Origin of the sequence: Siminovitchia jepli (assembly GCF_047228825.1) — a bacterium.
In the GTDB taxonomy this organism is placed as follows: domain Bacteria; phylum Bacillota; class Bacilli; order Bacillales; family Bacillaceae_C; genus Siminovitchia.
This window is the reverse complement of sequence record NZ_JBFEGN010000001.1, coordinates 178,757-192,192: the sequence shown is the minus strand read 5'-3', so window position 1 is coordinate 192,192 and position 13,436 is coordinate 178,757. Positions and strand designations below refer to the sequence as shown.

General features: G+C 46.1%; 18 protein-coding genes. All 18 read left to right on the top strand.

The features are described 5' to 3' along the window. Positions 1-16: 16 nt before the first annotated feature. The 18 genes from ftsY (at position 17) to dprA (ending at position 13,342) form a co-directional block, all read left to right on the top strand. A complete protein-coding gene (ftsY, locus tag AB1L08_RS00995) occupies positions 17-1,006 on the top strand; it encodes a signal recognition particle-docking protein FtsY (protein WP_413062798.1) in 990 nt (329 codons plus the stop codon). An 84-nt stretch (positions 1,007-1,090) separates the two neighbouring features. Next, positions 1,091-1,423, top strand: coding sequence for a putative DNA-binding protein (locus tag AB1L08_RS00990; RefSeq protein ID WP_413062873.1), 333 nt, complete (start codon positions 1,091-1,093; stop codon positions 1,421-1,423). A 12-nt stretch (positions 1,424-1,435) separates the two neighbouring features. Further along, the gene (gene ffh / locus AB1L08_RS00985) at positions 1,436-2,779 is read left to right on the top strand and encodes a signal recognition particle protein (protein ID WP_413062797.1); all 1,344 of its coding nucleotides are present in this window, start codon (positions 1,436-1,438) and stop codon (positions 2,777-2,779) included. Between the two features lie 110 nt (positions 2,780-2,889). Continuing rightward, entirely contained in the window at positions 2,890-3,162 is a 273-nt protein-coding gene (gene rpsP, locus AB1L08_RS00980) for a 30S ribosomal protein S16 (protein ID WP_413062796.1), read from the top strand. A gap of 11 nt (positions 3,163-3,173) precedes the next feature. Beyond that, positions 3,174-3,407: a KH domain-containing protein gene (locus AB1L08_RS00975; RefSeq protein ID WP_413062795.1), complete on the top strand. Its 234-nt coding sequence runs from the start codon at positions 3,174-3,176 to the stop codon at positions 3,405-3,407. Between the two features lie 63 nt (positions 3,408-3,470). Then, entirely contained in the window at positions 3,471-3,863 is a 393-nt protein-coding gene (locus tag AB1L08_RS00970; protein WP_413062794.1) for a YlqD family protein, read from the top strand. Between the two features lie 5 nt (positions 3,864-3,868). After that, positions 3,869-4,384: a ribosome maturation factor RimM gene (gene rimM, locus AB1L08_RS00965; protein WP_413062793.1), complete on the top strand. Its 516-nt coding sequence runs from the start codon at positions 3,869-3,871 to the stop codon at positions 4,382-4,384. Further along, on the top strand, positions 4,381-5,106 hold the full coding sequence (gene trmD, locus AB1L08_RS00960) for a tRNA (guanosine(37)-N1)-methyltransferase TrmD (RefSeq protein ID WP_413062792.1): 726 nt from the start codon (positions 4,381-4,383) through the stop codon (positions 5,104-5,106). Before rimM ends, trmD begins: the two co-directional genes overlap by 4 nt. Before the next feature lie 140 nt (positions 5,107-5,246). After that, entirely contained in the window at positions 5,247-5,591 is a 345-nt protein-coding gene (gene rplS / locus AB1L08_RS00955) for a 50S ribosomal protein L19 (protein WP_413062791.1), read from the top strand. A 47-nt stretch (positions 5,592-5,638) separates the two neighbouring features. Beyond that, entirely contained in the window at positions 5,639-5,911 is a 273-nt protein-coding gene (locus AB1L08_RS00950; RefSeq protein ID WP_413062790.1) for a hypothetical protein, read from the top strand. Positions 5,912-6,029: 118 nt separating this feature from the next. Continuing rightward, positions 6,030-6,569: a signal peptidase I gene (gene lepB, locus AB1L08_RS00945; RefSeq protein ID WP_413062789.1), complete on the top strand. Its 540-nt coding sequence runs from the start codon at positions 6,030-6,032 to the stop codon at positions 6,567-6,569. Between the two features lie 18 nt (positions 6,570-6,587). Then, positions 6,588-7,445, top strand: a complete 858-nt coding sequence (ylqF, locus tag AB1L08_RS00940; protein ID WP_413062788.1) for a ribosome biogenesis GTPase YlqF — start codon at positions 6,588-6,590, stop codon at positions 7,443-7,445. A gap of 70 nt (positions 7,446-7,515) precedes the next feature. Beyond that, positions 7,516-8,289 (top strand): ribonuclease HII, encoded by a 774-nt coding sequence (rnhB, locus tag AB1L08_RS00935; protein ID WP_413062787.1) that lies wholly within the window; start codon positions 7,516-7,518, stop codon positions 8,287-8,289. A 22-nt stretch (positions 8,290-8,311) separates the two neighbouring features. Continuing rightward, the gene (locus tag AB1L08_RS00930; protein WP_489686516.1) at positions 8,312-9,562 is read left to right on the top strand and encodes a hypothetical protein; all 1,251 of its coding nucleotides are present in this window, start codon (positions 8,312-8,314) and stop codon (positions 9,560-9,562) included. Beyond that, the gene (locus tag AB1L08_RS00925) at positions 9,559-9,843 is read left to right on the top strand and encodes an EscU/YscU/HrcU family type III secretion system export apparatus switch protein (protein ID WP_413062785.1); all 285 of its coding nucleotides are present in this window, start codon (positions 9,559-9,561) and stop codon (positions 9,841-9,843) included. The genes AB1L08_RS00930 and AB1L08_RS00925 overlap by 4 nt, the downstream gene beginning before the upstream one ends. 87 nt (positions 9,844-9,930) lie before the next feature. Then, positions 9,931-11,091 (top strand): ADP-forming succinate--CoA ligase subunit beta, encoded by a 1,161-nt coding sequence (gene sucC / locus AB1L08_RS00920; RefSeq protein WP_413062784.1) that lies wholly within the window; start codon positions 9,931-9,933, stop codon positions 11,089-11,091. A 359-nt stretch (positions 11,092-11,450) separates the two neighbouring features. Continuing rightward, positions 11,451-12,356 (top strand): succinate--CoA ligase subunit alpha, encoded by a 906-nt coding sequence (gene sucD, locus AB1L08_RS00915; protein ID WP_413062783.1) that lies wholly within the window; start codon positions 11,451-11,453, stop codon positions 12,354-12,356. 29 nt (positions 12,357-12,385) lie between these two features. Then, positions 12,386-13,342, top strand: a complete 957-nt coding sequence (gene dprA / locus AB1L08_RS00910) for a DNA-processing protein DprA (protein WP_413062782.1) — start codon at positions 12,386-12,388, stop codon at positions 13,340-13,342. Positions 13,343-13,436 lie beyond the last annotated feature (94 nt).

Below are 13,436 nucleotides of genomic sequence, written 5' to 3'. Positions count from 1 at the left end.
ATGGAGGTGAAGCATGATGAGTTTTTTTAAAAAATTAAAGGAAAAATTGACAACGTCAACTGATTCCATCCCTGTAAAATTTAAGGACGGCCTTGTCAAAACGCGTGAGCAATTTTCCAGCAAAATCAATGACCTCGTTGCCCGTTACCGGACCGTGGACGAAGACTTTTTTGAAGAGCTTGAAAACATATTGATTCAGGCCGATGTCGGATTTGAAACGGTCATGGAACTTGTCGATGAATTAAAAACGGAAGTAAAAAGAAGGAACATGAAAGATCCTGCGGACATTCAACCCGTTATATCAGAAAAGCTGATCGAGATTTACGAGTCCGGGGAAGAAAACCTAAGTTCCCTGAACATCCAGGAGGATGGCCTGACAGTTATTTTGTTCGTCGGGGTAAACGGAGTGGGAAAAACGACGACCATTGGAAAATTGGCCCATCAATTTAGGGAAGAAGGGAAAAAAATCCTTCTTGCTGCCGGAGATACATTTCGGGCCGGGGCTATAGAACAACTTGAAGCGTGGGGTGAGCGCGTCGGTGTGGATGTCATAAAACAAGCAGCAGGATCGGATCCGGCTGCTGTCATGTATGATGCCCTGCAGGCCGCAAAGGCGAGAAAAGCGGATATTTTGTTATGTGATACTGCCGGGCGCCTTCAGAACAAAGTAAATTTGATGAAAGAGCTCGGCAAGATCAAGCGTGTCATTGAACGGGAAATCCCCGGGGCACCGCACGAAGTATTGCTCGTTCTCGACGCAACGACGGGACAAAATGCCCTTATCCAGGCAAAGACTTTTAAAGAAGCCACTGATGTGAGCGGCATCGTTTTGTCCAAACTGGACGGGACAGCCAAAGGAGGGATCGTTTTGGCGATTCGCAAAGAACTGAATATCCCGGTGAAATTCGTCGGGCTGGGTGAAAAAATCGATGATTTGCAGCCGTTTGACCCTGAAAAATATATTTATGGCTTATTTTCTGACGCAATTGAAAAAGCGCAAGAATAGCGGACGGCTTGACGCATCTACGGGAATGGTGTAAGATTTATGGTGTGTAAAGGCTTTTGACTTAACAAGGTGGAGATTCGGATGATGCTTGAGAAGACAACGCGCATGAATAATTTGTATGATTTTTATCAATCGTTGTTGACTCCAAAGCAGCGCAATTATATGTCCCTTTACTACCGGGATGATCTTTCACTTGGAGAAATTGCCGAAAACCATGGAGTTAGCCGGCAGGCTGTATACGATAATTTGAAGCGGACCGAAGCATTGCTGGAGGAATATGAAAGCAGGCTATTGCTGCTGGAAAAATTCCAAAAGCGAAAACAACTGATCCGTATGATGAGGGAGCGGTTTAGCGACTTCCCAGACTTGAAAGCTAACATATCCAAATATCTGGATAAATTAGAGGAATTGGATTAGGGGGCGGCAATAATGGCATTTGAAGGATTGGCCGACCGGCTGCAATCGACAATTCAAAAAATCCGCGGCAAGGGAAAAGTAACGGAAGCTGACGTAAAAGAGATGATGCGTGAAGTCCGTATTGCCTTGCTGGAGGCGGACGTCAACTTTCGGGTTGTCAAGCAGTTTATTCAAAAAGTGAGCGAAAGAGCGGTTGGCCAGGAAGTGATGAAAAGCCTCACTCCGGGACAGCAGGTCATTAAAGTGGTGAAAGAAGAGCTTGCCGATCTGATGGGCGGTGAGCAGAGCAAGATTGCAACTGCGAAACGGCCGCCGACCGTGATCATGATGTCCGGCCTGCAAGGGGCCGGTAAAACGACAACGACTGGCAAGCTTGCCAATTTGCTGCGGAAAAGCTACAACCGAAAGCCTTTGCTTATCGCTGCCGACATATACAGGCCGGCAGCCATTAAACAGCTCGAAACGATCGGAAAGCAGCTTGATATACCTGTATTTTCGCTGGGCGACCAAGTGAGCCCCGTGGAAATCGTCCGCAAGGGAATCGAGCAGGCAAAGGAAGAAAATTGTGATTACGTCTTGATCGATACGGCCGGAAGACTGCACATTGACGAAGAGTTAATGGAGGAATTAAGGCAAATTAAGGAAGCGGCCAGTCCGGATGAAATATTCCTTGTCGTGGACGCCATGACGGGACAGGATGCTGTCAATGTGGCGCAAAGCTTTAACGAACAGCTTGACATAACAGGCGTTATTTTAACAAAGCTGGATGGGGATACCCGCGGAGGTGCTGCATTATCGATTCGATCCGTTGCCCAAAAGCCGATTAAATTTGTCGGGATGGGAGAAAAAATGGATGCACTCGAACCATTTCACCCCGAGCGGATGGCTTCCAGGATCCTGGGCATGGGTGATGTACTTACCTTGATTGAGAAAGCCCAGGCATCTGTCGATGAAGAAAAAGCGAAGGAAATGGAACATAAATTCCGAACAGCCACCTTTACATTTGACGATTTTCTCGAACAGCTTGGTCAAGTCCGGAACATGGGACCGCTCGATGAATTGATCAAAATGATGCCAGGCGCCAACAAAATGAAAGGGCTCAACAATCTGCAGTTGGACGAAAAACAGATTGGACATGTGGAGGCCATCATCCGGTCGATGACAAAAGCCGAGAAAGAACGCCCTGAAATCTTGAATGCGAGCAGAAGAAAAAGAATCGCCAAAGGGAGCGGGCGATCCGTTCAAGAGGTGAACAGGCTTTTGAAACAGTTTGAGGAAATGAAAAAAATGATCAAGCAAATGTCGGGCATGCAGCAAAAAGGGAGAAAAAAAGGCATCAAATTCCCGTTTATGTAATAAGAAAAGCGCAAGCGCTGATTAGCATGTTAAGAAAAAACACTTTACAAACAAAACACACACTGATATGATACTATCTTGTGTAAAAATATTCGGAGGTGCTTTAAAGCATGGCAGTTAAAATTCGTTTGAAACGTATGGGAGCAAAGAAAACTCCTTTTTATCGGATCGTTGTTGCCGACTCGCGTTCACCGCGTGATGGCCGCATTATCGAGGAGGTTGGCACATATAACCCCGTTGCCGAGCCCGCACAAATTACCATTCATGAAGAAAGTGCATTAAAGTGGCTGCAGAATGGGGCAAAACCATCTGATACCGTTCGCAACCTGTTCTCTAAACAAGGGATTATGGAGAAATACCATAACGCGAAGAATAACAAATAAACGTGATAGCGATGCAGGAATTAATTTTGTCGATCGTAAAGCCGATTGTTGATCATCCTGACAATGTTCATGTGCGAGTGAACGAAGATGACAAACGAATCGTTTATCACCTTGCGGTTCACGAAAAGGATATCGGGAAAGTGATTGGAAAGCACGGCCGCGTGGCCAAAGCGATCAGAACGGTCGTGTATGCCGCAGCAGGATCCAAACAACATAAGAAGGTATACATGGAAATCGACGAATAGGGAGGCATAAACCTCCCTTTTTTTACGATGTAAACGAAATAATGAAAGACGGAGGATGATCGTGTGAAAATTATCCAAACTGTCACCGTCAAACAAATTTTAACCGAAAAAAGCCGTGAAAAGCTTTCCGCCAAATATAACAAGCAAAAACAGCAGCTTCAAAAAGAATGTGATCAATTATTATTTGAAATGAAAAAATTGGAAAGAACGAGAAAATTTTCAGCCGCCGGCCTAAAGGCCCAGTTTGATAAGGAAATTGAATTGAGAAGGGAAAAAATAAAATTAATTGACTTTCAGATTGAGCAGCTTGGAATGCTTCCGTACGGGAGCGAGCTGAAGGATCAAGATGTTCAGGCAGTTGTTGATATTGAAATTGGCGATAATTGGGAAGAAATAATGAAAGGAAAAACCGTCATTATTAAAGACGGGATCATTTCGGAAATTCGGGAGAGGTGACTGTCATGGGCCGTTGGTTTAATGTTGGAAAAATCGTCAATACCCATGGAATACGCGGAGAAGTCCGAGTGATTTCTGTAACCGATTTTCCGGAAGAACGCTACGCCCCGGGCAATACTCTGCATCTTTTCCTCAAACAAGGAGCCCCTGTTCCACTTGTAGTCAAAACGCATCGCAAACATAAACAATTTGATTTGCTTACATTTGAAGGATATGACAGCGTGAATGAAGTTGAACAATGGAAAAATGGGATGTTAAAAGTTTCTGAAGCAGAATTGGCGGAACTTCCGGAAGGGGAATATTATTTTCACCAAATCATTGGATGCAAAGTGGTTACTGTTGATGGGGAAGAGCTGGGCGTTGTAAAAGAAATTTTGACCCCCGGGGCCAACGATGTTTGGGTCGTACAAAGGGAGAACGGAAAAGATGTGCTCATTCCCTATATTGCCGAGGTAGTCCTAAAAGTTTCCGTTTATCAAAAAGAAATTGTCATTGATCCGCTGGAGGGGTTATTATCGTGAGGATTGACGTTTTGACTTTGTTTCCTGAAATGTTTACGGGGGTTCTCGGTTCCTCCATTTTAAAAAAAGCCGCCGAAAAAAATGCCGTAACGTACCATGTGGCAAATTTCCGCGATTTCTCCGATGACAAGCACCGGACGGTTGATGACTATCCTTATGGCGGCGGGGCGGGAATGGTATTAAAGCCGCAGCCGATTTTTGATGCGGTCGAACACGTAAAAAAGGAAAATGTATCGCCGCGCGTGGTGCTTTTATGCCCGCAGGGAGAGGCGTTTACCCAAAAGAAAGCAGAACAGCTGTCAAAAGAAGAGCAGCTTATTTTGATTTGCGGACATTATGAAGGATATGATGAGCGGATCAGAAATATCGCGACAGACGAAATTTCCATTGGGGATTACATTTTAACAGGCGGAGAACTGGCTGCCATGGTCGTGATTGATTCGGTTGTCCGCCTATTGCCGGGAGTTCTCGGCAATGAAGCATCACCTGTTTTTGATTCTTATTCAACCGGATTGCTGGAGCATCCTCATTATACAAGGCCGGCCGATTTTCGGGGAATGAAAGTGCCTGACGTACTCCTTTCCGGGAATCACAAAAAGATAGAAGAGTGGCGTCTAACGCAGGCTTTGAAAAGAACCAAAATTCGCCGTCCCGACCTTCTTGAAAACTATCCGTTAACGGAAGAGCAAAAAAGATGGCTCGAAGAGGAAAATCTGTCCTGATTCTAATTGTAAATGCCGGCCGTGTATGATAATATTACTTTTGTGGCTGGAGTGAGTTAAATCGTTTCCAGCCGGGACTACGGTGTTCCGCTGCAAGGTTGCATGTTTGCATGAGCATCGGTTGGAAGGAGATGAATATGATGCACAAATTGATAGAAGAAATTACGAAAGAACAGCTTCGTACTGACCTGCCGGCTTTCCGCCCCGGGGATACAGTCCGGGTTCATGTAAAAGTAGTGGAAGGAACACGTGAGCGGATCCAGGTGTTTGAAGGAGTCGTGATCCGCCGCCGGGGTGCCGGAATCAGCGAGACATTCACGGTCCGCAAAATTTCCTACGGTGTTGGCGTAGAAAGAACATTCCCGGTTCATACCCCGCGGATCGCGAAAATTGATGTCGTGCGCCGCGGCAAGGTTCGCCGTGCGAAACTTTACTATTTGCGCAAATTGCGCGGTAAAGCGGCCCGCATTAAAGAAATTCGCTAGGCGTGCTTGGTCCAAAGAAGGACATAAGAGAAACTTGGAAAAGGAGCTTGAATTCAAGCTCCTTTTACTTTGCGGTTTATCCCGGATTAACTGGCAGCAAGACTCCCACCTTAACCCCAGTGAATCGAAGAGATTGGGCGGGAGCTCAAGTGCCGGTAAACGGGTCGACAGGATGGCTGATCACAAAGGCGCTGCGGCGTTTGGGATGTACCAGTGCAAGCGAGCACAGGAAGCCGCTGCTTATCCTGCCAACAGGAAGCAGCGTTCTGGGCCTTTATTCCACGTCTTATCAGCGGGGGGATGGGAGCCTTGCTGATTGAAGTTTCGCTTTATCCTAAAACAGCAGTTTCCTTGAGTTTTAAACTCATGTAGAATGGTGTATACATATGAAAGAAAAAAATTGTGCAATCTTACCAGTAACGATTGGATGGTGACAAAATGGCGAAAGAAAAAAATGAGCTTTGGGAGTGGACAAAAGCTCTGCTTATTGCCGTAGGGCTGGCCGCTGTTATCCGCTATTTCCTTTTTGCTCCGATTGTGGTCGATGGTTTTTCGATGATGCCTACACTGCATAACGGGGACAGAATGATCGTAAACAAATTAAGCAAACCGGACCGTTTCGATATCATCGTCTTTCATGCACCCGAGCAGAAGGATTATATAAAACGCGTTATCGGATTGCCGGGCGATACCGTTGAGTATGTAAACGATACGCTTTATGTGAATGGAAAGGCCTATGAAGAACCGTATTTGGAAGCGTATAAAAAACAAAATCCCGAAGGACCTTTAACGGAGGACTTTACATTGGAGGAAATTACCGGCCAAAAAACCGTTCCGGAAGGTGAACTGTTTGTGATGGGGGACAACCGCCGCTCAAGCAAGGACAGCCGCCATATAGGAACGATACCGCTGGAAAAAGTGATTGGCGATACAAAATTTGTCTATTGGCCTTTAAACGATATTAGAATTGTAAAGTAATTGAATGGAGGAACATTGATGGCAATTCAATGGTTTCCCGGCCATATGGCAAAAGCTCGCCGGGAAGTGACAGAAAAATTGAAAGTCGTAGACATTGTGTTTGAACTTGTTGACGCCCGGATCCCCACCTCATCCGCAAACCCCATGCTTGATGAAATCATTCAGCAAAAAAAACGCCTCGTTCTTTTGAATAAGGCTGATATGGCAGATCCCGAATATACAAAGCAATGGATACAGTATTACACCGAAAAGGGCCATAGAGCCCTTGCAATCAACTCCCGGGAAGGGAAGGGCTTAAAAGAAATCATAAAAGCATCAGAGGAACTCCTCAAGGAGCAGCGCGAACGGCGTGAAAGAAAAGGGTTAAAACCAAGAGCCATACGGGCCATGATTATCGGCATACCGAATGTCGGGAAATCAACGCTGATCAATCGGCTTGCAAAACGCAATATCGCCAAAACCGCCAATACGCCGGGGGTTACGCGCGGACAAGCATGGATCAAGGTCGGCAAAGAACTGGAACTGCTCGATACACCGGGAATATTGTGGCCGAAGTTTGAAGACAAGGACATTGGATACAAGCTCGCATTGACGGGAGCCATTAAAGATTCCTTATTAAATATGCAAGATATCGCCGTCTATGCTCTCGGCTTCCTGAAAAGCCGTTATCCGGAACGTTTGCAGGAAAGGTATCAAATGGAGGATGTACCGAAAGAAATGGTTGATTTGTTCGATCATATCGGAAAACTTCGCGGATGTTTCATGTCAGGAGGGGAAATCGATTATGACAAAACGGCTGAAACGGTCGTCATCGATGTACGTACACAAAAACTCGGCACATTGACGTTCGATTTTCCGGATGACCAGCCCGATTAATTTTTTATGCCTCTACATAACTTCCAAATATGGCCGATAAAAATAACAGAGAGATAAAGAGGGACATTTGATGAATAAGTTGACGATCGAACAAGTGAAACATTTGCTTCCCAATATAAAGGACGAGCAGGATCCGCTTTTTCAGAAGCTGTCAGCCGACAGCCGGAAAGGCGTTCAAGCCCTTGTTGCCAATTGGAGGCGCAATAAACAAAAAGCACTGGATGAGTTAAAGAGATACAGGGAAATGACAATTTTTGAAAATGAAGCAAGGGCCATGGGCTATGAGCTCATCGCGGGCGTCGATGAAGCGGGCCGCGGGCCGTTGGCCGGGCCGGTTGTTTCAGCCGCTGTCATACTGCCTGCCGATTGTTTTATAGAAGGATTAAATGATTCAAAACAACTTTCCGAAAAAAAACGCCTTGCAATAAATGAACAAATTATGGAAAAGGCAATCGCTGTCGGGGTCGGCATTGTTTCGGCACAGGAAATAGATCTATTGAATATACATAATGCCGTCAAAAAATCGATGCTAACGGCCATTAACGAATTAAGCGCCCTGCCGGATTTTATATTGATCGATGCCCTGGAACTTGACGTTCCTTTCTCTAGCAAACCGATTGTAAAAGGCGACGCAGCAAGTGTTTCGATAGCGGCTGCATCGATCGTTGCCAAAGTGGCCCGCGACCGGCTTATGCATCAGTACGATGAGCAGTTTCCCCAATATGGTTTCCGAATCCATAAAGGCTATGGGACCGCAGGCCACCTGTCTGCATTGAAACTTTATGGGCCTTGCCCGATTCACCGAAAATCTTTTGGCCCGTTAAAAGAGCTTGCCGGCCAGTGAGAAGGACGTGGGTATATTGGATATGCATGCGATTTCAAGACAGATGCTTTTTGGCGAAAAAATGCAGGCTGACCAACCGCTCGTACTGCGTGACGGCCAGGTCGTCTTTGCAAGGGCGCTCCGCTTTTTCCCCAATGAGCTGGCGGAAATTCAAATTGGATCCAACCGGTTGATTGCCAAGCTGGACATTCCGTTGGAAAGCGGAAAGGGGTATTGGTTCCAGGCAGCATTTCAACATGGTGAACTTTTTCTAAAACTGCTTTCCAGGGAATCATTCGGCACTCCCCGCTCCATATCGATTGATCCTTCGCCTTTCCCAAATCAAAAGGGGCTGCAGGAGCTCTCAAGCCTTTTAATGAAGGATCCTGTCCCGCTGACGAAAGAGCAGTTGCTGATTGCCGGGAGATGGCTGAAAACAGTCAATGATCACGGCCTGGCCATGGATGTCATTCACTTCATGAGCAGACGGAATTTGCCATTTACTGACTCCGTGTTTCAATCTCTCTTTGCGACAGCGAACAAAACATCCTTCACCGTTTTAATGTCCTCATTATATGAATCACTCCGGCGGGAACAAAACAATGCCCCTCTCGTTCAACAAATTCTTCAGCACCTTGAGGAGCTGCTCCATCAACAAGGCAGTAATCAAGAAAAGCCCTACACACCAATCGGCAGGGACATCCTCCACCATTTAATGAGAACGGTGAAGCAAACAGGCATCTTTTATGAGTTTAATGGAAAGCAAGAGACAGAGTCGGCCTTAAAGCCCCTTCTTGCCCAATATGCCGGGCTTGCTGAAGCAGGAAACGCTTCACGCAAATACGCGGAACAAATTATTTTGAAGATGAACGGACAGCAGTTGCTTTCAGCCAATAACGCATCTGTTCAGCAAATCGTTTTCACTATCCCTTTAACGCTCTTTCAGCAATACACGGAATTAACGATGCAGTGGACGGCAAAACGGAAGCCGGACGGTAAAATAGATTCTGATTATTGCCGGATTTTATTTTACCTTGACCTGCAGCATTTAAAAGAAACGGTTGTGGACATGCAAATCCAAAACCGGATTGTCACGGTTACACTCTTTAATGGGTCAAAGCAAATAAAATCACTGGCACAAACACTCATGCCCTTCCTGAAAAAAGAATTAAGAAAGTTGGATTACACATTATCGTCGGTGCATGTTCAACAGCCGCCAAAAGAAGATCCTGAAGCCAAACCGTTGTCAAATTTTAGGGGACAGCATTACACAGGGGTTGATATTCGGATATGAATGAAAAAATGGACCCAAAGCGGAAGAAAGCCATTGCCTTGAAGCAAGCCGCAAATGACCGGCCGCCGATTGTATTGGCAAAAGGAACGGGGAAAGTGGCCGAGCAAATTTTGGAAAAGGCAGAAGAAAATACTATCCCCGTAGTAAGTGACCCAACCCTTGCGGAACTGCTGGGGCAGCTCAACTTAAACGACGCCATTCCCGAAGAATTATACGGCGCGGTTGCCGAGGTTTTGGCTTTCATTTATCAAATCGACAAGAAAGCCGGAGCATTTAAATGAAAAGACTTTAAAAGTGGACTTCCATTCGCCATTTTAATACAATAAACACGGTAATCTATTTTTTTACAGTCTGAGGGAGGACGGAAAATGAATATCCATGAGTATCAAGGTAAAGAGATCCTGAGAAAATACGGCGTATCTGTACCGAATGGCAAAGTGGCATTTACCGTTGATGAAGCGGTGGTGGCAGCAAAAGAACTGGGTACGGAAGTATGTGTCGTAAAAGCTCAAATCCATGCCGGAGGGCGCGGTAAAGCCGGTGGTGTTAAAGTTGCGAAAAATCTGGATGAAGTTCGTACATATGCTGACGAAATACTTGGAAAAACCCTCGTTACTCATCAAACCGGACCGGAAGGAAAAGAGGTAAAACGGTTATTGATTGAGGAAGGCTGCGATATTAAGAAGGAATATTATGTCGGCCTGGTTGTAGACCGTGCCACTGACCGTGTCGTGTTAATGGCATCCGAAGAAGGCGGAACGGAAATCGAGGAAGTGGCAGCCAAAACCCCGGAAAAAATATTCAAAGAGGTAGTCGATCCGGTTGTTGGGTTGACCGGCTACCAGGCAAGAAGAATTGCATTCAACATCAACATTCCAAAAGAACTTGTCGGAAAAGCCGCCAAGTTTATGATCAGCCTCTACAATGCATTTGTTGATAATGATTGCTCCGTTGCGGAAATCAACCCGCTGGTCGTGACAGGCGACGGCAATGTGCTTGCACTTGATGCCAAGCTGAATTTTGACGATAATGCCTTGTTTAGGCACAAAGATATTTTGGAGTACCGCGATTTGGATGAAGAGGATTCAAAAGAGATTGAAGCTTCCAAATATGATCTGAGCTATATTTCCCTAGACGGAAACATCGGCTGCATGGTCAACGGAGCAGGCCTGGCGATGGCCACAATGGACATTATCAAATATTATGGCGGAGATCCCGCGAACTTCCTGGATGTCGGGGGCGGCGCAACTGCAGAAAAAGTAACAGAGGCATTTAAAATTATTCTCTCCGATGAGCATGTAAAAGGCATTTTTGTCAACATTTTCGGAGGCATTATGAAATGCGACGTCATTGCAACCGGTGTCGTTGAAGCGGCAAAACAAGTCGGTTTAAGTGTCCCTCTCGTTGTAAGGCTTGAAGGTACAAATGTTGATTTGGGCAAAAAAATATTAAATGAATCGGGACTCAATATTATCGCTGCAGAATCGATGTCCGACGGGGCCCAAAAGATTGTAGAGCTTGTCAGCTAAGACAAAAGCGTAAGCGCCTGGTCATCGACGTACAGACTGGAGCGCCTTCGACGAGATAAAGGAAACACGGCGACGAAGGCAGGCTCAAGCAGCGACGTCCTGTCGCTTTGCCTGCACTAGCACATCCTGTGCGTCGGAGCCGATGTTGACTTATCGCAGGAAAGCAGCTTCTTTGAATTGGCATCCTGCAGCTTTGCGACGAGCTGAACAAAGCTTCATCGAATATGCTATGGCGCAGGAGCACCCTTTGAGGCGTGAAGTCAGCTAGTCGATAGGCGCTGAAGCTAGACGTGAAAAACAATGTAAATCACTAGTTTTTCTTTTCGGCTGTATAAATCTGAAAGGAAGGTTAAAAAATCATGAGTGTTTATATAAATAAAGATACAAAAGTGATCGTACAGGGAATTACAGGTTCAACTGCACTATTTCATACAAAACAAATGCTTGAATATGGAACAAAAATTGTCGGGGGAGTAACTCCCGGAAAAGGCGGTACCGAGGTCGAAGGCGTTCCGGTCTTCAACACGGTCGCAGAAGCCGTCAAAGCCACCGGCGCCAATGCGTCAGTGATCTATGTCCCGGCTCCATTTGCAGCGGATGCCATTTTGGAGGCCGTTGATGCAGAACTTGACTTGGTTATCTGCATTACAGAACATATACCGGTTCTTGACATGGTGAAAGTAAAAAGATACATGGAAGGCAAGGAAACACGCCTTGTTGGCCCGAACTGCCCGGGCGTCATTACGCCGGAAGAATGCAAAATCGGCATTATGCCCGGCTACATTCATAAAAAAGGCCATGTCGGCGTCGTCTCCCGCTCCGGGACGTTGACATATGAAGCTGTACATCAGCTCTCGCAAGCCGGAGTCGGCCAGTCCACCGCGGTGGGAATCGGGGGAGACCCGGTAAATGGCACCGATTTTATCGATGTTTTGAAAGCATTCAATGAAGATCCCGAAACGGAAGCGGTCATCATGATTGGAGAAATCGGCGGAACAGCTGAAGAAGACGCAGCCCGCTGGGTGAAAGAAAACATGACGAAGCCGGTTGTCGGATTCATTGGCGGCCGTACGGCACCTCCTGGAAAACGGATGGGACATGCAGGCGCCATCATTTCCGGAGGGAAAGGAACGGCTGATGAAAAAATCCGCGTCATGAATGAATGCGGCATCAAAGTGGCGGAAACACCTGCTGTCATTGGTGAGACATTGATCAGCGTCCTGAAGGAAAAAGGGTTATACGAAAAATGCAAAACACATGCCTGAGCAAATGTTTTGGATGACTTCCATGCTAAATGGGAACGCAGCCTGCGGGTGCAACTCATTTTAAAAAAATTCCCAGACAGGCCCCTCTTTTTGAGGGGCTGTTTATAAAAGGAGATGGTACTATTTTTAAAGAAAGGTTATTGCATTTGATCCATTGTCAATTGACGAACCATTCCATCAGACATTTGCTGGCCTCAGACCCTGATCTATCCCGGCTTTATTCCATTCCCTTCTCCGCACTGCAATCTTCTCTCCGTTTGAACCATTCTTCCATGAAGCAATTTTCCGAGCTATTTTACACAATCGATACGCAAAAACTTCTTTCTTTATACCATTCCGGAAACATTGCCGTGATAACTTACCGTGACCCGGAATATCCTGAACAGCTTAAGGAAATTTATGATCCGCCGCTCGTGCTGTTTGCCATGGGAGATATCACTCTTTTGAAAAGGCCTTCATTGGCTGTTGTGGGAGCCCGGAAGGCAGACGATTATGCCAGGCGCTCGATCCTTTTGCTGCTTCCTCCCCTCCTTGAAAAAGGAATTGCCATCATCAGCGGATTGGCAAAGGGAACAGACAGCATTGCCCATCGGCAGACGATCATGATGGGGGGGAAAACGATCGGGGTGTTGGGCGGCGGCTTTTATCATCTTTACCCGCCCGAAAACAAAGCTCTCGCAGAAGAAATGAAAAAAAATCATTTGCTTCTGTCCGAATATCCTCCCATCTGGAAGCCGAAAAAATGGTTTTTTCCGATGCGCAACAGAATCATCAGCGGTCTGGCCAAAGGAACGGTCATTATTCAAGCGAAAATAAAAAGCGGTTCCTTGATCACTGCCGATTTGGCTCTAGAGGAAGGCAGGGAAGTTTTTGCAGTTCCCGGGCCAATCGACAATCCCTTGTCAGAAGGGGCCAACAGACTGATTAAACAGGGGGCCAAACTTGTTTCATCCGGGGAGGATATTTTGGAGGAACTGCTCCTTTGACCATTGGCCAAAAGATAAAACTTGCATTTTTCCCAAAAGTGGGATAGATTCATCAACAGAAGCTTTGAACAGGCTGCACCTACCGCCTGTTCTA